This window comes from Bordetella genomosp. 10 (assembly GCF_002261225.1).
GTDB lineage: Bacteria > Pseudomonadota > Gammaproteobacteria > Burkholderiales > Burkholderiaceae_B > Bordetella_C.
This window is the reverse complement of sequence record NZ_NEVM01000005.1, coordinates 2,895,587-2,912,845: the sequence shown is the minus strand read 5'-3', so window position 1 is coordinate 2,912,845 and position 17,259 is coordinate 2,895,587. Positions and strand designations below refer to the sequence as shown.

Genomic DNA, 17,259 nt, shown 5'->3' with positions numbered 1-17,259 from the left:
AGCTTCTGGAGCCTCACGTGTCCCCCATCGATCACGACCTGCTGCGTCGCCTGCACCGCGACCTGGCCGACCATTACGACGAAGAACTGGAGCTCGAACTGGAGGACCGCACGTTCGAGGAACTGGAGGGCCGCCCCGAGCCGGACGACGAGGAACGCGCCTGGCGCCGCCGCTACTTCCGCGAACTGCTGCGCCTGCAAGGCGAGCTGGTCAAGCTGCAGAACTGGGTGGTCGCCACCGGGCACAAGGTGGTCATCGTGTTCGAAGGCCGCGACGCCGCCGGCAAGGGCGGCGTGATCAAGCGCATCACCCAGCGCCTGAACCCGCGCGTCTGCCGCGTCGCCGCCCTGCCGGCGCCCAACGACCGCGAACGCACCCAGTGGTATTTCCAGCGCTACGTCTCGCACCTGCCGGCCGCCGGCGAGATGGTCCTGTTCGACCGTAGCTGGTACAACCGCGCGGGCGTCGAGCGCGTGATGGGCTTCTGCACCGACGAGCAATACGAGGAATTCTTCCGCTCCGTGCCCGAGTTCGAGAAAATGCTGGTCCGCTCCGGCATCCAGTTGATCAAGTACTGGTTCTCCATTACCGACGACGAGCAGAACATCCGCTTCCTGGGCCGCATCCACGACCCGCTCAAGCAATGGAAGCTCAGCCCGATGGACCTGGAGTCGCGGCGCCGCTGGGAAGACTACACCCGCGCCAAGGAAATCATGCTGGAGCGCACGCACATCCCCGAGGCGCCGTGGTGGGTGGTGCAGGCCGTGGACAAGAAGCGCGCGCGCCTGAACTGCATCGACCACCTGCTGCAACAGATGCCTTACGTCGATACCGAGCCGCCGGTGGTGGTGCTGCCCCAGCGCGAGCGTCACGAAGACTACGCGCGCCACCCGGTGCCGGACAACATGATGGTGCCGGAGAAGTACTGACCGGCTTGCCGGGACAGAAGGTCGGGCAGGGGCCGGGCGCGCCGGCGGCATGGCGCGCCCCTGGCCGGCTTCCCGCTCCCCGGCGCCTCAGGCCTGCGCTTTCAGGAAGGCCAGCAGGCGTCTTTCGTCCGCGTTCAGGCCCCTGGGGCTGGCGGGCGCGGGGCCCCCGGCCCGCAGCTCGCCGGCCAGGTAGGTCTCCAGCACGCGCGGGTGGATGTAGCACTCGCGGCATACCGCCGGCGTGTTACCCAGCCGGCGCGCCACCTCCTTCACCACCTCCACGACCGTGCGCTTGGCCTGCGTCTCGCTTTCCCAGGGACGCCGGCGCAGCAAGGCCAGCGCCAGCACGGAGCCGGCCCAGGTGCGATAGTGCTTGGCCGTGAAGTCGGCGCGCCCGGCCTCGCGCAGGTAATCGTTGACGCTGCCCGAATCCACGCCGCGAGGCTGGCCTTCGTCGTCCAGGTAGCGGAACAGCTCCTGGCCCGGAATCTCCATGCAGCGCTTGACCACGGCCGCGATGCGGCGGTCCGTCACGGTCAGGTCGTGCTCCACGCCGCTCTTGCCGCGAAAGCGCAGGCGGATGCGGCCGCCCGCCACCGTAATGTGCCGCCGCTTCAGCGTCGTCAGCCCATAGGACCCGTTGGCGCGCGCGTAGGCGGGGGTGCCGATGCGCACCAGCGTGGTCTCCAGCAGGCGCACCACCACCGCCGCCAGCTTCTCCTGCGTCAGTCCCGCACGGGCCATGTCGCGCCGCACCTGGCGGCGGATGCGCGGCAGTGCGCCGGCGAATTCGGGTAGCTGGCCGTACTTGTCGGCGCCGCGTAGTTCGTGCCAGGCATCGTGATAGCGGTATTGCTTGCGGCCGCGCGCGTCGCGCCCGGTCGCCTGGATGTGGCCGTTGGCCTTGGGGCAGATCCAGACGTCGACGTAGGCCGGCGGAATCGCCAGCGCATCGATGCGCTTGATGGTTTCCGCATCGCGGATGCGCGTGCCGTCGGCCGCGAAATACTGGAAACGGCTGCGCACGAGCCGGCGCGTGACGCCGGGCGTGCTGTCGTCCACATACACCAGGCCGGCCGCCTTGCACTCCTTGGCGGGCGTGCACACGACGCCGGTGACGGCCACGACCTGCCGCGCGCGGGGGGCGCTGCGGGCCTGGGGGGCGGGGGTAGGGGTGGCGGCTTGCAACATGGCGGCTCCGGCAAGAAGCCGTCGCCATGCAAACCGCGTGCCCGTCCGCGGCCGGCCCCTTTTATACGTGCGGCACGTCCGCGGCCGGCCCGTTGTGCGGGGCGTCGCCGTTGTGCGGCGCCGAGCTGTGGGCGCGCTGCTGCGCCGGGCCCGAGGCCGCCTTCATCAGGTTGTAGCCCGTGTTGATGAGCCCGATATGCGAAAAGCCCTGCGGGAAGTTGCCGATCAATCGCTTGCTGACGGGCTCGTATTCCTCCGCCAGCAGTCCCAGGTCGTTGCGCAAGCCCAGCAGCCGGTTGTACAGCTCGCGCGCGTCGTCCATGCGGCCCTGCATCACGTAGGCGTCGGCGAGCCAGAAGCTGCAGGCCAGGAACACGCCTTCGCCGTCGGGCAGCCCGTCGTCGGTCTCCCGCGTGTCGTAGCGGTAGACCAGGCCGTCGTCGCGCAGCAGGCGCTGCTCGATGGCCTTGATGGTGCCCGCGACGCGCGGGTCGTCGATGGGCAGGAAACCCACCTGCGGAATCATCAGCAGGCTGGCGTCCAGCGCCTTGCCGCCATAGGACTGCACGAAGCTGTTGAGCTTGGGATCGAAGCCGTGGCGGCAGATATCTTCGTGGATCTGGTCGCGCAGGGCGATCAGCTCTTCCTTGGAGCCTTGCAGCTCCAGATTGAAACGCTCGACCGACTTGATGGCGCGGTCGAACGCCACCCAGCACATCACGCGCGAATGAGTGAAGGCGCGGCGCGGGCCGCGGACTTCCCAGATGCCGTGGTCGCGCGTATTCCAATGCTTTTTCAAGGGTTGCAGCAGCACGCGCTGCAGGCGCCAGGCGTGTTCCAGCGGCGCCAGTTCGGCTTCCCGCGCGGCATGCAGGGCCTCGATCACTTCCCCGTAGATGTCCATCTGGATTTGCGTGGACGCGGCATTGCCGATGCGCACGGGCCTGCTGTTCTCGTAGCCGGGCAGCCAGGGCAGCTCGAATTCCGGCAGATGCCGCTCGCCCGAGACGCCGTACATGATCTGCAACTGGTCAGGCAGGCCGGAGGTGGCGCGCATCAGCCAGTGCCGCCAGGCCTCGGCCTCGTCCCGGTAGCCGCCGTTGAGCAGGGCGTACAGGATCATGGCCGAATCGCGCAGCCAGCAATAGCGGTAGTCCCAGTTGCGCTCGCCGCCCAGTTGCTCCGGCAGCGAGGTCGTCGGCGCGGCCACCATGCCGCCCGTGGGACGGAAGGTCAGCAGCTTGAGCGTGATCATCGAACGCACGATGGCCTCGTGCCACTCGGGGTGGCGCTCCGCGTCGCCGCGGCAGCGCTTGGACCATTCGCGCCACCAGGCGATGGTGCGGTCCAGGCTCTCGCCGCGGTCGGGCACGAAGTGCGGCGGCTTGTGCGAGGGATGATAGGAAAGGGTGAAGGCCGGCGTCTCGCCCTTGCGCACCGTGAAGCGCGACGTGGTCTTCATGTCCTCGCCCTTCATGGGCACGTGGGTATGGATTTCCACGGCGTCCGGCCCGGCCACCGCGCTCAGGCCGTAGTCGCGCCGGCGCACCCAGGGCACGGCCTGGCCGTAGTTGAAGCGCAGGACCAGCTCCATGTCCATCTCGACGCGGCCTTCGTCGCCGCGGATCAGGCGCACCACGTCCACCCGATGCTCGTCTTCGGACAGCGGCATGAAATCGAACACCGTGACCTTGCCGGTCGCCGTTTCATGGACCGTTTCCAGCACCGCCGTCCCGGGCACGTAGCGGCGCGTGGTGCGGCAGTGCGGGTCGCGCGGGCGTATCTGCCAGCGGCCGTTCGAGGCGTCGCCGAGCAAGGCGGCGAAGCAGGCCGGCGAATTGAAGTGAGGCAGGCACAGCCAGTCGATGGAGCCGTCGCGCGCGACCAGCGCGGCCGACAGCATGTTTCCGATCAGGCCATAGTCTTCGAGGGGCTTGGACAGGGAGGAGGCGTGTTGGCGTGGCATAGGGCGATCAGGAGAGTCGTGGCGCGGAAGTCCGCACGAATTTCCGCGCGAACTTCCGCGTGAACGTCGGCCGCACGACACTAGCATGGGGCGGGCGCATTCTCATGCCGCGGTGCAACCTGGCGTAACACCCGTAGCGGCAAGGCGGACTGAGTAACATTCTCGGCTTGTGGCTCGCTCGTTGTTACAAGTACGAGGGCCAAGCGCGAATCGTCTGTATAGACTGGGTCATCCACCACAGCGTTCCCATCAGGAACATGCGCTCATGGAAAACCGTCCGACAACCGTCCCGTCAATTGGAGAGACAGCCGCCGGCGAGCGCGATCCCATCCTGGTCCTGGCGCCGCGGGGTCGCGATAAGCGCGCGATGAGCGCCGTACTGGCCGAGTACGGCGACCGCGTGCGCGAGTGTGCCGATTTCGAGACCTTTCTCGGCAGCCTGGAGGGCGCGGCCTGCGGCCTCGTGGCGGCCCAATCCCTGGGCACCCGCGAGTGCGACCGCCTGGCGGCATGGGTGCGGGCCCAGCCGTCATGGTCCGACTTTCCCTTCATCGTGCTCAATGGCGCCAGCGGTCCGCCCACCGGCGTCGAGGCCCTGGGCAACGTCACCCTGCTCGAACGCCCCTTGCGCGGCGAAGTCCTGCGCCGGGCGATCGAAGCGGCGCTGCGCGTGCGCCTGCGCCAGTACCAGGCGCGCGCGCAACTGGCGCGGCAGGGGGAGATAGAAGAGGCGCTGCACGTCCTGAACGACACCCTGGAAAGCCGCATCTCCGCGCGCACGCACGACCTGGCGCGCGCCAACGACCGGCTCATGAAGGAGGTGCGCGCCCGCGAACGCACGCAGAGCGCGCTGGTGCAGTCGCAGAAAATGGAGTCCATCGGCCAGTTGACCGGCGGCCTCGCGCATGACTTCAACAACCTGCTCAACATCATCATGGGCAGCATCGAACTGATCGACCGCGCCACCGACGACGAACGCATACGCCGTCTCGCCGGCAACGCGCGGCAGGCGGTGTCGCGCGGCGCGCGGCTGACCAGCCAGTTGCTCGCCTTCGCCCGCAGCCAGACCATGGACCTGCGCGTCACCGACGTCAACGGCCTGTTGAGCGGCATGCGCGACCTGCTGGGCCTGTCGCTGGGGCCGACGGTGACGATCGTCACGCACCTGGATCCTTCCATCCCCAAGGCCATCGCGGACGCCAACCAATTGGAGCTGGCGGTGCTCAACCTCGGCATCAACGCGCGCGACGCCATGCCGGCCGGCGGCACGGTCACGCTGGCCACTTCCCTGCGCCGTGGCGATGCCGACTTGACCGAGGGCGACTATGTCGTCATCGCCGTCACCGACACCGGCCGCGGCATCGCTCCCGCCGCCTTGTCGAAAGTGTTCGATCCCTTCTTCACGACCAAGCCCGTGGGCAAGGGGACCGGCCTGGGCCTGAGCCAGGTCTACGGCATCGCCCGCCAGTCCGGCGGCACCGCCCGCATAGAAAGCGAACTGGGCAAGGGCACGGTGGTCGAGCTGTGGCTCAGCGTGGCGCCGCGCGACGAGCAGGCCGACCCGGCGGCGGAGGCCGCGTCCGAGGCTGCCGATGCAACGGAGGAAGCGTCCGACGGCGCGGTCGGCGACATACTCGTCATCGACGACGATCCCATCGTGCGCAACCTCATCGTCGAGTGCCTGCAGACCTTGGGCTACCAGGTGCGCCAGGCGGCCGACGGCGAAAGCGGCCTGCGCCTGCTCGAGGAGCGGCCGCCCGATCTGCTCATGGTCGACTTCATCATGCCGGGGATGAACGGCGCGGAAGTGATCGAGCGCGTGCGCGCCGAGCGGCCCGAGCTGCCCATCATCCTGGCCACCGGCTATGTCGATGCCCAGGCCAGCGACGAGCTGCTCCAGCGCGAGCTGATCCTGCAGAAGCCCTTCGACATCGACGACCTGGCCGCGATGGTGCGCCAGGCCTTGCGCCGCGCGTGAGCGGGACCCGCCGCCGCGCCCTTCAGTCGGCGTTGCCGCCGTTCTGCGCTACGTCCTGCTTGATGGCTTCGTGGCGTTTTTCCATTTCCTGCCGGAGGGCGCGGCGTAGCGCGGCCGCTTCGTAGCGCTTTCTTTCCTCGTCGGTGCGCAGTTCCAGCGGCGGCACGGGCGTGGGATTGCCCAGCTCGTCCATCGCGACCATCGTGAAATAACAGCTATTCGTATGCCGCACCAGCTTCTGGCGGATGTCCTCGGTCACCACCTTGATGCCGATCTCCATCGAGGTGCGCCCGGTGTAGTTGACCGACGCCAGGAAGGTCACCAGTTCGCCCACGTGGATGGGTTCGCGGAACACGACCTGGTCGACGGACAGCGTCACCACGTACTGGCCGGCATAGCGGCTGGCGCAGGCGTACGCCACCTGGTCCAGGTACTTGAGGATATGGCCGCCGTGCACATTGCCCGAGAAATTGGCCATGTCGGGCGTCATGAGGATGGTCATCGACAACTGATGGCTGAAGGCTTCGTCCATGGTGCGTGGCCGGAAAAGAGAAGTTTGAAGGGAGGGGCATTTTTTGCCGCCGGGCCATTCCCAAGGCAAATAAAGCCCCCTCGGGGGGCAGCAAGCGGCGCAGCCGCGCGGCGTGGGGGCATTTCTGCTGCGCCGCCGCAGGCACGCGCGCATGCGCGCATCTTAACAACTTGCCGCGCCGCGGCCCGTCGTCGGCCGCCGTTCGCGCGAATCACCGTATTGAGAATCGATCCGCTCGTATCCGGCGGTCTTCCTGCTTCAACTTGAGGTAAGGCTCACAAATCCCTCCTATACTTATAGAAGTATGACCACTCGGAACGAATCGATCGTTCCGTCCGGCACGCCGGGGCAATCCTCCGCGCGGCCGGCCAGCGTCAAACGTCCAAGGAGTAACGTTCCATGGTTAACATGAACCGGCGCCAATTTTTCAAGGTGACCGGGGCGACCCTGGCGGGATCCAGCCTTGCCGTGCTGGGGGTTTCCCCCACGCCGGCGCTCGCTGAGGTCCGCGCCTACAAGCTCGCCCGGATGACCGAAACCCGCAACACCTGTCCGTACTGCTCGGTCGCCTGTGGCATTCTCATGTACGGCCTGGGAGACGGCGCCAAGAACGCCGCCGCCAGCATCGTTCACATCGAAGGCGACCCGGACCACCCCGTCAACCGCGGCACGCTCTGTCCCAAGGGCGCCAGCCTGGTCGATTTCGTCCACAGCCCCAACCGCCTCAAGTACCCGGAATACCGCGCGCCGGGCTCCGACAAGTGGCAGCGCATTTCCTGGGACGACGCCCTGACCCGCATCTCGCGGCTGCTCAAGCAGGACCGCGACGCCAACTTCGTCGCCAAGACCGCCGACGGCAAGACCGTGAACCGCTGGCTGACCACCGGCATGCTGGCCGCCTCGGCGTCCAGCAACGAGGTCGGCTACATCACGCACAAGGTGATACGCAGCACCGGCATGCTGGGGTTCGACAACCAGGCTCGTGTCTGACATGGCCCGACGGTGGCAGGTCTTGCCCCGACGTTTGGCCGTGGAGCGATGACGAACCATTGGGTCGACATCAAGAACGCGGACGTAGTACTGATCATGGGCGGCAATGCCGCCGAGGCCCACCCTTGCGGGTTCAAATGGGTCACCGAAGCCAAGGCCCACAACAAGGCCAGGCTCATCGTCGTGGATCCACGCTTCACGCGCTCGGCGTCGGTGGCGGACTTCTACGCGCCCATACGGACCGGCAGCGACATCGTTTTCCTGGGCGGGGTGATCAACTATCTCCTGACCAACGACAAGATCCATCACGAGTACGTCCGCAACTACACGGACTTCCCCTATCTCGTGCGCGACGACTTCGCCTTCGATGCCGGCCTGTATTCCGGCTACAACGCGGAGAAGCGCAGCTATGACAAGACGTCGTGGGACTACGAGAAGGGCGAGGACGGATACGTCAAGACCGACCCCACGCTGCAGGATCCGCGCTGCGTCTACCAACTGCTGAAGAAGCACTACTCCCGCTACACGGCGGAGATGGTGGAGCGCGCCTGCGGCACGCCCAGGGACAAGTTCCTCAAGGTCTGCGAGATGCTCGCCAGCACGGCCACGGCCGGGCGCGCGGCGACCATCCTGTATGCCCTGGGCTGGACGCAGCACTCCATCGGTTCGCAGATCATCCGCACCGGCGCCATGGTCCAGTTGCTGCTGGGCAATATCGGCATCGCCGGCGGCGGCATGAACGCCTTGCGCGGTCACTCCAACATCCAGGGGCTGACCGACCTGGGCCTGATGACCAATCTCCTGCCGGGCTACATGACGCTGCCCAACGAGCCGGAGCAGGACTTCGACAAGTACATCGCCGCGCGCGCCTCCAAGCCGCTGCGTCCCAACCAGCTAAGCTACTGGCAGAACTACAAGAAGTTCCACGTCAGCCTGATGAAGGCCTGGTGGGGCAAGGCGGCCACGGCGGAAAACAACTGGGCCTACGACTACCTGCCCAAGCTGGACCGCATGTACGACATGCTGCAGGTCTTCGAGCTGATGAACGAAGGCAAGGTCAACGGCTATATCGCGCAGGGCTTCAATCCGCTGGCGGCCGCGCCCAACAAGAACAAGTTGAACGGGGCCCTGGCCAAGCTGAAGTTCCTGGTCGTCATGGACCCGCTGAACACCGAGACCTCGGAGTTCTGGCGCAACGCGGGCGATTTCAACAACGTCGATTCCGCCTCCATCAAGACCGAGGTGTTCCGCCTGCCGACGACCTGCTTCGCCGAGGAAGACGGCGCGCTGGTCAACTCGGGCCGCTGGCTGCAATGGCACTGGAAGGGCGCCGAGCCGCCGGGCGAGGCGCGCAGCGACATCGAGATCATGTCGGCCCTGTTCACGCGCCTGCGCAAGCTGTACCGCGACGAGGGCGGCGCCTACCCGGATCCCATCGTCAACCTGGACTGGCCGTACTCCAACCCCCTCAGCCCCACGGCCGAGGAACTGGCCAAGGAGTACTCCGGCAAGGCCCTGGTCGACCTGGCCGATCCCAAGGATCCGTCCAAGATCACCCGCAAGGGCGGCGAGCAAGTGGCCGGCTTCGCCGAGCTGCGCGACGACGGCACCACCTCCAGCGGCTGCTGGATCTTCGCCGGCGCCTGGTCGCCGGCCGGTAACCTGATGGCGCGCCGCGACAACAGCGACCCGACCGGCATCGGCCAGACCCTGAACTGGGCCTGGGCGTGGCCGGCCAACCGCCGCGTGTTGTACAACCGCGCGTCCTGCGACGTGACGGGCAAGCCCTTCAACCCCGACCGCAAGCTGATCAGTTGGAACGGCAAGGCCTGGGGCGGCGCCGACGTGCCCGACTTCAAGCTCGACGAGGATCCGGCCGGCGGCATGGGACCCTTCATCATGAACCCCGAAGGGGTGGCGCGCTTCTTCGCGCGCGCCGGCATGGCGGAAGGGCCTTTCCCCGAGCACTACGAACCCTTCGAGACGCCGCTCGGCTTCAATCCGCTCAATCCCAAGCGGCCGGAGGTCACCAACAACCCGGCGGCGCGGATCTTCAAGGACGACCTGGCGCAGATGGGCAAGGCCGACCGCTTCCCGTATGCGGCGACCACCTATCGCCTGACCGAGCACTTCCACTACTGGACGAAGAACGTGCGCCTGAACGCCATCGTGCAGCCGCAGCAGTTCGTCGAGATCGGCGAGGCCCTGGCGCAGGAACTGGGCGTGGCCAACGGCAGCACGGTCAAGGTGTCCTCCAACCGCGGCTACATCAAGGCGGTGGCCCTGGTCACCAAGCGCATCAAGCCGCTGACGGTCGAAGGAAAGACGGTGCATCACGTCGGTATTCCCATTCACTGGGGCTTCGTGGGGCTGGCCAAGCCCGGCTATCTGGCGAACACGCTGACGCCTTTCGTGGGCGACGGCAATTCGCAGACGCCGGAATTCAAGTCCTTCCTGGTGAACGTGGAAAAGGCCTGAGGGGAGAACCGATATGTCCATGCAATCCCTAGATATCAAACGGCGCTCCGCCACCACCACGCCCATGCCGCAGGTCCGCGAGCCGTCCACCGGCTCCGTGGCCAAGCTGATCGATGTCTCCAAGTGCATCGGCTGCAAGGCCTGCCAGACCGCGTGCATGGAGTGGAACGACTTGCGCGACGACATCGGCACCAACGTCGGCGTCTACGACAACCCGGCCGACCTGACCGAGCATTCGTGGACGGTGATGCGCTTCTCGGAGTACGAGAATCCCGACTCGGGCAACCTGGAGTGGCTGATCCGCAAGGACGGCTGCATGCACTGCGAGGATCCGGGCTGCCTGAAGGCCTGCCCCTCGCCGGGCGCGATCGTCCAGTACACCAACGGCATCGTCGATTTCCACGAGGAAAACTGCATCGGCTGCGGCTACTGCGTGACGGGCTGCCCGTTCAACGTGCCGCGGATCTCGAAGAAGGACCACAAGGCGTACAAGTGCACCCTGTGTTCCGACCGCGTTGCGGTCGGCCAGGAGCCCGCCTGCGCCAAGACCTGTCCCACCGGCGCCATTGTGTTCGGCACCAAGGAGGACATGAAGCACCATGCGGAAGAGCGCATCGAGGACCTGAAGTCGCGCGGTTTCGACAAGGCCGGCCTGTACGATCCCGAGGGCGTGGGCGGCACGCACGTCATGTACGTGCTGCACCATGCCGACAAGCCGGCGCTGTATCACGGCTTGCCGGAGAATCCGCGCATCAGCCCGATGGTGTCGTTCTGGAAGGGCATTTCCAAGCCCCTGGGCGTGGCGGCCATGGCGCTGACCGCGCTGGCGGGTTTCTTCCACTACGTGCGTGTCGGTCCCAACGAAACCGAGGAAGAAGACGAGCGCAAGGCCGAAGAGGAGGTGCGCCATGGCTGAGAACCCGAACCGCGCGGCCCTGCCTCGCGATCCCCTGCTGCACGGCGAGACGGCGGACGGGGCCGGCGCCGGGCACGGCCGGCCGCGCTGGATCCAGCGCTATACCGCCGGCGAGCGCACCAACCACTGGATCGTCGCCATCACCTTCATCCTGCTGGCCGCCTCCGGCCTGGCGTTGTTCCATCCGTCCATGTTCTGGCTGGCGGGCGTGCTGGGCGGCGGCCCGTGGGTGCGTATCCTGCACCCCTTCGTCGGCGTGGTGATGTTCGTCTGCTTCGTGTTGCTGGCGCTGCGCATGTGGCGCCACAACCTGATGCAGGCGCGCGACGTGCAGTGGCTGAAGCAGATCGGCGACGTGCTGAACAACCGCGAGGACCGGCTGCCCGAGGTGGGCAAGTACAACGCCGGCCAGAAAGTGCTGTTCTACGTGCTGATCCTCTGCATGCTGGGCCTGCTGGCCAGCGGCATCGTGATCTGGCGGCAGTATTTCAGCTTCTATTTCCCCATCGGCGTCATCCGCGCCGCCGCCGTGCTGCACGCGGTTTGCGGTTTCGGCATAATCTGCGCGATCATCGTGCATATCTATGCGGCGCTGTGGGTGAAGGGATCGATAGGCGCCATGGTGCGCGGCAGGGTCACCTGGGGCTGGGCGTGGAAGCATCATCGCGCCTGGTTCCGCGATGCCGTTGCCGGCCGCGCGCGCAAGTAGTCGGATCCTGGCGGGCGGCGGATGCGCCCGCGTCCGCCGCTTTTTCATGCCGGTTATCCTTGGCGTTGCGCGCCGCGCCGACGCATGAAACCGCGTCGATGTCATCCAGGCGCCGCGTCCTCGATGGGGCGCGCACCGGCGCGTAGGGCGCGGGATTTCATTTCAGGAGCACGCAGTGCAACGTATTCTGCCGCGGGGCGAGATCGAGTCCCTCGACCATAACAATATTCCGCGGCTCATCGCGCCGGTGCGCGCCGAGGTCTTTCGCCTGCGCGCCGCGCGCCTGCGCCAACTGGCGCAGGACAGCGCCATCGGCGACTACCTGCGGCTGATCGCCGCGCTGGCCGATGCCCAGCACGCCGCCCTGGCGGACTGCGAGACGCCGGCGGTGGACGCGCAGCGCATCGCGCTGGCCCAGGCGCACGGCATGGCGCCGGTGGCGGCGGCCGAGATCCCGAACGATCCGGCCTGGCGCGGCATCCTGTTGCAGTTGCTGGACCATCTGGACGCCGCGCCGGGCGTGCCCGCGCCCGCGCGCGCCATCTGCGCCGACCTGCGCCTGTCCGTGCGGGACGACCCCGAAGGGCTGGACCGCGCGGCCGCCGCCCTGGTGGGCGAGGGCAGCGGGCAGATAGACGTGGCGACGGCGCCTTTCCTGATGGCCGCGTTGCAGGTGTACGCCACCGACCAGGCCTGCCGCTTCGATGCCGCGCAGTTGCCGGTGGTCAGCCCCTACGGCCTGTGCCCCGTCTGCGGGTCGCTGCCGGTCGCCAGCGTGGTGCGCGTGGGCGGCCAGCATGACGGCTACCGCTACCTGTGCTGCGCACTGTGCGCGACGCAATGGCACGTGGTGCGGGTGAAGTGCACCACCTGCGGGGAGACCAAGGACATCGCCTACCGGGGCATCGAGGCGGAGGGGCGCGCCCCGGAGAAGGAGGCCGCCCGCGCCGAGACCTGCGAAAGCTGCCACAGCTATCGCAAGATCTTCTCGCAGGACAAGGACCTGAACGTCGATCCCGTCGCCGACGACCTGGCCACGCTGGGCCTGGACGTGCTGGTGGGCGAGGCGGGCTACCAGCGCGCCAGCGGCAATCCCTTTCTCTGGCAAGGAGACGGGGATGAGGAGGCTGCGGCGGCGGCGGCGGCGCGGGAGTAGGCCATGGCGGACGGCGTGCTTCGTATTCCCTCCGTCGATCGCCTGCTCGCCGCGCCCGCGCTGGCGGCGCTAGCCGCCCAGTACGGGCGCGGTGCCACCCTGGCGGCGTTGCGGACGCGGCTGGATGAACTGCGGCCGGCGGTGCTGGCGGCGGGGACGGACGGCGGCGCTGCGGCTGGCGCTGCCGCCGCCGAATTGGATCCCGCGCGGCTGGCGGACACCGTCGGCGCGCGGCTCGCGGCCTTGAACGCGCCGCGCCTGCGAGCGGTCTTCAACCTGACCGGCACCGTCCTGCACACCAACCTGGGCCGCGCCCTGTTGCCGGAAGTGGCGGTGCAGGCCGTGGCGCGGGCGCTGACCGCGCCCGCCAACCTGGAATTCGACCTGGCCAGCGGCGGCCGTGGCGATCGCGACGATCTCATCGTGGACCTGTTGCGCGAGCTGACGGGCGCCGAGGCGGCCACCGTGGTCAACAACAACGCGGCCGCCGTGCTGCTGATGCTCAACGCGCTGGGCGAACGCAAGGAAGTCGTGGTGTCGCGCGGCGAGCTGGTGGAAATCGGCGGCGCCTTCCGCGTGCCGGACATCATGAAGCGGGCAGGCGCGCGCCTGGTCGAAATCGGTACCACGAACCGCACCCACGCCGCCGACTACGAGAACGCCATCGGCCCGCGCACCGCCATGCTGATGAAGGTGCATTGCAGCAACTATGCCATCTCCGGCTTCACCCACAGCGTGGGCATCGCCGAGGTGGCCCGCATCGCGCATGCCAAGGGCTTGCCGGCGGCGGTGGACCTGGGCAGCGGCACCCTGGTCGACCTGACCCAGTGGGGCCTGCCGCGCGAGGACACCGTGCGCGAGACCATCGCCGCCGGCGCCGACCTGGTCACCTTCAGCGGCGACAAGTTGCTGGGCGGCCCGCAGGCGGGCCTCATCGTCGGCCGCGCCGACCTCATCCGCAAGATCAAGAAGAATCCCCTGAAGCGGGCGCTGCGCGTGGGCAAGCTGACGCTGGCGGCCCTGGAGCCGGTGCTGGCGCTGTACCGCGCGCCGGAGCTGCTGCCCCAGCGCCTGACCACGCTGCGGCTGCTGACACGGCCGCAGGCCGAGATGCAGGCCCAGGCCATGCGCCTGGCGCCGCTCTTGCAGGCGGCCATGGGCGATGCCTACGAAGCGAGCGTGGCGCCGATGTTCAGCCAGATCGGCAGCGGCGCGCTGCCGGTGGACCAGTTGCCCAGTTGCGGCCTGGCCGTGCGCGCCGCCGGCAAGGCGCGCGCGGGCCGCGCCCTGGGCCGGCTGGAGGAAGCCTTGCGCGGCCTGCCGCGCCCGGTCATCGGGCGCATCGCCGATAACGCGCTGTGGCTGGACTTGCGCTGCCTGGAGGCGGACGACGAAGCGGCCTTCACGGCGCAGTTGCCGCAACTGATGGCGGGACTGCATCCGGCGCGGCCCGCCGCGGCTTCCCCTGCGTCCTCCCTCGCAACCGCACCGAACGGCGGGTCGTCGTCCTCGCTGCGGGACGGGCCGTCGTCTTCCTCGCCGCCCGCGCCCGCCACGTCCGCCACGTCCGCCACGCCCGCCGCGGCGGACCGTCCGGACGCGTCCGGAAAGGCGCGCCAGCCGTGATCGTCGGCACCGCCGGTCATATCGACCATGGAAAATCCACGCTGGTGCGCGCGCTCACCGGCGTCGACACCGATCGCCTGAAGGAAGAGAAGGCGCGCGGCATTTCCATCGAATTGGGCTATGCCTACCTGCCCGCGCCGGACGGGCAGGTGCTGGGCTTCATCGACGTGCCCGGCCACGAAAAGCTGGTCCACACCATGGTGGCCGGCGCCAGCGGCATCGATTTCGGCCTGCTGGTCATTGCCGCGGACGACGGCGTCATGCCGCAGACGCGCGAACACCTCGCCATCCTGGATCTGGTGGGCGTGACCCGCGGCGCGGTGGCGATTACCAAGATCGATCGCGTCGACGCGGCGCGGGTGGCGGAAGTCGGGATGCAGGCGCGCGCGCTGCTGGCCGGCTCCCCCCTGGCCGACGCGCCGGTATTTCCCGTCAATGCCCAGGCGGGGGCCGACGGGGAAGGCGTGGCGGCACTGCGCGACCACCTGTTCGCCTGCGCCGCCGCCTTGCCCGCGCGGCGCGAGGACGGCTTCTTCCGCCTGGCAGTGGATCGCGTGTTCACGCTGCCGGGCCACGGCACCGTGGTCACGGGGACCGTCTTCGGCGGACGCCTGGAAGTGGCGGCGCCGGGCAAGACGGCGAAGGCGGAAGACGGCCCGCGGCAGGACGGCTCACAGCAGGACAGCCAGCGGCAGGACGGCCGTTCTACGGACGATGGCAAACGTCCAGACGGCTACGCGGGCGGCGAGGACGCGGCGGCGCTGGTGCTGGCGCCCGCCGGCACGCCCGTGCGCGTGCGCAGCCTGCATGCGCAGAACCGCGCCGCCAGCGTGGGCGTGGCGGGCCAGCGTTGCGCCCTGAACCTGGCCGGCATCGACACCCGCGCCATCGAGCGCGGCGACTGGATCGCCGATGCCCGCGCGATGGCGCCGTCCACCCGCATCGACGTCGACCTGCGCCTGCTGGCCGACGCCGGCACCACCGTCAAGGCCTGGACGCCGCTGCACATCCATTGGGGCGCCGCCCGGCGCCTGGCGCACGTCGTGCCCCTGACCGCGGATACCGTGGCGCCCGGCGCCGGCGGCCGCGTGCAACTGGTCTTCGACAGGCCCGTGTGCGCCAGCGCGGGCGACCGCTTCATCGCGCGCAATGCCCAGGCCACGCGCACCATAGGCGGCGGCGTCGTGCTCGACCCGCAGGCGCCCGACCGAAAGCGCCGCGCGCCCGCGCGCCTCGCCTGGCTGGACGCCGTCGCTTCCCTGCTGGCGGATGGCGGCCTCGCTCCCCTCCTGGCCGAAGCCCCGCTGGGCATCCGCATCGCCGACCTGCAACGCCTCGCCGGCCGGCCGATCGAAGGCCTGGCGCCGTCGACGCCGACCGCGCAAGATGCCGCCGCAAAACCCGCGCCGTCCGGCTTGCCCGCGGATGCGTTGCGCATCGGCGATATCGTCATCCTGCGCCGGCATCGCGATGCCTTGCGCGATGCGGCGCTCGGCGCTTTGCGCAAGTTCCACGACGACCTTCCCGACGAGCCGGGCGCGGACATCAGCCGCCTGCGCCGCATGGCCTGGCCCACGCTGGACGATGCGCTGCTGCGCGCGCTGGTCGATGACCTGCTGCGCGACGGCGATCTCCAGCGCAATGGTCCCTGGCTGCATCTGCCCGGGCATAGCGCGACGCTGAGCGAGGAAGACGAGGCGCTGGCGGCGCGGCTGCTGCCCGACCTCGCGGCGGGCGCCTACGATCCGCCCTGGGTGCGCGACCTGGCGCGCCGCCACAACCAGTCCGAAGAACGCGTGCGGACCTTGCTGCGCAAGCTGATGCGGCGCGGCGAGGCCAGCCAGGTGGTCAAGGATCTCTTCTATCACCGCGATCGCGTGCGCGAACTGGCGGCGCTGGTGGCGCGGCTGGCGGCGCGGGCCGAGGCCGCGTCGCCGAATCGCGTATCGCAGGGCGTCGAGGCGGCGGCCTTCCGCGACGCCACGGGCCTGGGCCGCAAGCGCGCGATCCAGATCCTGGAGTTCTTCGACCGCGTCGGATACACTCGCCGCGTGCGCGACACGCATCTGCTGCGTGCCGACACTCAATGGGAAATCTGATGCGCGGCTGTGCGCCACGCATCCCATGTTTCCCTTTCATCCCTTTTCGCCGGCATGTGCCAGACAGGTTCTGGCGCTTGCCGCCGGGGAAGGCATCCGTGCCCGGTGGCGCGGCCGGGCTTCAAACCCGGTTGGGGGCGTCAGCCGTTCCCAGGTAGGTTCGACTCCTGCTGCCTTCCGCCATTGAACGAATCGTCCGCCGCCTACGTCTTCGCGGGCGGCACGGCGCAGATGGACGAGCGGGTGAGGAAGCGTTTTTCCCGGCCGTTGTCCAGCGAGAACATGCCGCCGCGTCCAGGGACGACGTCGATGATCAGATCGGTGTGCTTCCACGCTTCGTATTGCGCGCCGCCGATATAGAAGGGCGCGCCGCCGATTTCACCGAGCAGCACGTCGTGGTCGGCCAGCAGGAATTCGCCCTGCGGATAGCACATGGGCGACGAGCCGTCGCAACAGCCGCCGGACTGGTGGAACATGATGGGCCCGTATTCGGCCGTCAGCTCCGCGATGAATGCCAGCGCGGCGGGCGTGGCCGTGACCTTGCCGCCATCGCCGTCCTCGCGCGCCGCCGTGCGAGCGGCCTGCCCGCCGGGCGCGCCGCGTTGTTCAAGATCTGCCTGGGACATGATGCCTTGCTCCGATGTTGTCGCAAGGCGGGGCCGGGCGGCTTCGCACCGTCCGGCCCCGCC

Annotated in this window: 12 protein-coding genes and 1 tRNA gene; 9 read left to right on the top strand and 4 right to left on the bottom strand. The window is 68.6% G+C overall.

Going from position 1 to position 17,259, the window contains the following annotated elements; translation table 11 throughout:
• Nucleotides 1-17: 17 nt before the first annotated feature.
• Nucleotides 18-929, top strand: coding sequence for a polyphosphate kinase 2 (gene ppk2 / locus CAL29_RS29025; RefSeq protein ID WP_373559820.1), 912 nt, complete (start codon nucleotides 18-20; stop codon nucleotides 927-929).
• Between the two features lie 87 nt (nucleotides 930-1,016).
• On the opposite strand, the gene CAL29_RS29020 is transcribed toward ppk2, so the two are convergent.
• On the bottom strand, nucleotides 1,017-2,120 hold the full coding sequence (locus CAL29_RS29020; RefSeq protein ID WP_094856331.1) for a DNA topoisomerase IB: 1,104 nt from the start codon (nucleotides 2,118-2,120) through the stop codon (nucleotides 1,017-1,019).
• Nucleotides 2,121-2,181: 61 nt separating this feature from the next.
• Nucleotides 2,182-4,062: a glycoside hydrolase family 15 protein gene (locus CAL29_RS29015; RefSeq protein WP_094856976.1), complete on the bottom strand. Its 1,881-nt coding sequence runs from the start codon at nucleotides 4,060-4,062 to the stop codon at nucleotides 2,182-2,184.
• Nucleotides 4,063-4,453: 391 nt separating this feature from the next.
• Here CAL29_RS29015 and CAL29_RS29010 point away from each other — a divergent pair, with 391 nt between their 5' ends.
• Nucleotides 4,454-6,064 (top strand): response regulator, encoded by a 1,611-nt coding sequence (locus tag CAL29_RS29010; protein ID WP_256977791.1) that lies wholly within the window; start codon nucleotides 4,454-4,456, stop codon nucleotides 6,062-6,064.
• A gap of 22 nt (nucleotides 6,065-6,086) precedes the next feature.
• On the opposite strand, the gene CAL29_RS29005 is transcribed toward CAL29_RS29010, so the two are convergent.
• The gene (locus CAL29_RS29005) at nucleotides 6,087-6,596 is read right to left on the bottom strand and encodes an acyl-CoA thioesterase (protein ID WP_094856329.1); all 510 of its coding nucleotides are present in this window, start codon (nucleotides 6,594-6,596) and stop codon (nucleotides 6,087-6,089) included.
• Nucleotides 6,597-6,995: 399 nt separating this feature from the next.
• On the opposite strand from CAL29_RS29005, the gene fdnG reads away from it, so the two are divergent.
• The 7 genes from fdnG (at nucleotide 6,996) to CAL29_RS28965 (ending at nucleotide 16,753) form a co-directional block, all read left to right on the top strand.
• On the top strand, nucleotides 6,996-10,064 hold the full coding sequence (gene fdnG / locus CAL29_RS28995) for a formate dehydrogenase-N subunit alpha (RefSeq protein ID WP_143277772.1): 3,069 nt from the start codon (nucleotides 6,996-6,998) through the stop codon (nucleotides 10,062-10,064).
• Between the two features lie 13 nt (nucleotides 10,065-10,077).
• Complete coding sequence (fdxH, locus tag CAL29_RS28990; RefSeq protein ID WP_094856326.1) at nucleotides 10,078-10,980, top strand: formate dehydrogenase subunit beta; 903 nt, start codon at nucleotides 10,078-10,080, stop codon at nucleotides 10,978-10,980.
• Nucleotides 10,973-11,689, top strand: a complete 717-nt coding sequence (locus CAL29_RS28985; RefSeq protein ID WP_094856325.1) for a formate dehydrogenase subunit gamma — start codon at nucleotides 10,973-10,975, stop codon at nucleotides 11,687-11,689. Before fdxH ends, CAL29_RS28985 begins: the two co-directional genes overlap by 8 nt.
• Before the next feature lie 175 nt (nucleotides 11,690-11,864).
• On the top strand, nucleotides 11,865-12,845 hold the full coding sequence (gene fdhE, locus CAL29_RS28980) for a formate dehydrogenase accessory protein FdhE (protein ID WP_094856324.1): 981 nt from the start codon (nucleotides 11,865-11,867) through the stop codon (nucleotides 12,843-12,845).
• A gap of 3 nt (nucleotides 12,846-12,848) precedes the next feature.
• Nucleotides 12,849-14,471: an L-seryl-tRNA(Sec) selenium transferase gene (selA, locus tag CAL29_RS28975; RefSeq protein WP_094856323.1), complete on the top strand. Its 1,623-nt coding sequence runs from the start codon at nucleotides 12,849-12,851 to the stop codon at nucleotides 14,469-14,471.
• Nucleotides 14,468-16,570: a selenocysteine-specific translation elongation factor gene (selB, locus tag CAL29_RS28970; protein ID WP_256977790.1), complete on the top strand. Its 2,103-nt coding sequence runs from the start codon at nucleotides 14,468-14,470 to the stop codon at nucleotides 16,568-16,570. The genes selA and selB overlap by 4 nt, the downstream gene beginning before the upstream one ends.
• A gap of 87 nt (nucleotides 16,571-16,657) precedes the next feature.
• Nucleotides 16,658-16,753 (top strand) — tRNA-Sec (locus CAL29_RS28965).
• Between the two features lie 20 nt (nucleotides 16,754-16,773).
• Here CAL29_RS28965 and CAL29_RS28960 read toward each other — a convergent pair.
• A complete protein-coding gene (locus CAL29_RS28960) occupies nucleotides 16,774-17,196 on the bottom strand; it encodes a DUF779 domain-containing protein (protein WP_094856322.1) in 423 nt (140 codons plus the stop codon).
• Between the last annotated feature and the right edge of the window lie 63 nt (nucleotides 17,197-17,259).

Coding starts and splice junctions, on each gene's coding strand:
- CAL29_RS28985 (WP_094856325.1), top strand. CDS start 10,973: ATGGCTGAGAACCCGAACCGCGCGGCCCTGCCTCGCGATCCCCTGCTG.
- CAL29_RS28960 (WP_094856322.1), bottom strand. CDS start 17,196: ATGTCCCAGGCAGATCTTGAACAACGCGGCGCGCCCGGCGGGCAGGCC.
- selA (WP_094856323.1), top strand. CDS start 12,849: ATGGCGGACGGCGTGCTTCGTATTCCCTCCGTCGATCGCCTGCTCGCC.
- CAL29_RS29010 (WP_256977791.1), top strand. CDS start 4,454: ATGAGCGCCGTACTGGCCGAGTACGGCGACCGCGTGCGCGAGTGTGCC.
- CAL29_RS29005 (WP_094856329.1), bottom strand. CDS start 6,596: ATGGACGAAGCCTTCAGCCATCAGTTGTCGATGACCATCCTCATGACG.
- fdxH (WP_094856326.1), top strand. CDS start 10,078: ATGTCCATGCAATCCCTAGATATCAAACGGCGCTCCGCCACCACCACG.
- CAL29_RS29020 (WP_094856331.1), bottom strand. CDS start 2,120: ATGTTGCAAGCCGCCACCCCTACCCCCGCCCCCCAGGCCCGCAGCGCC.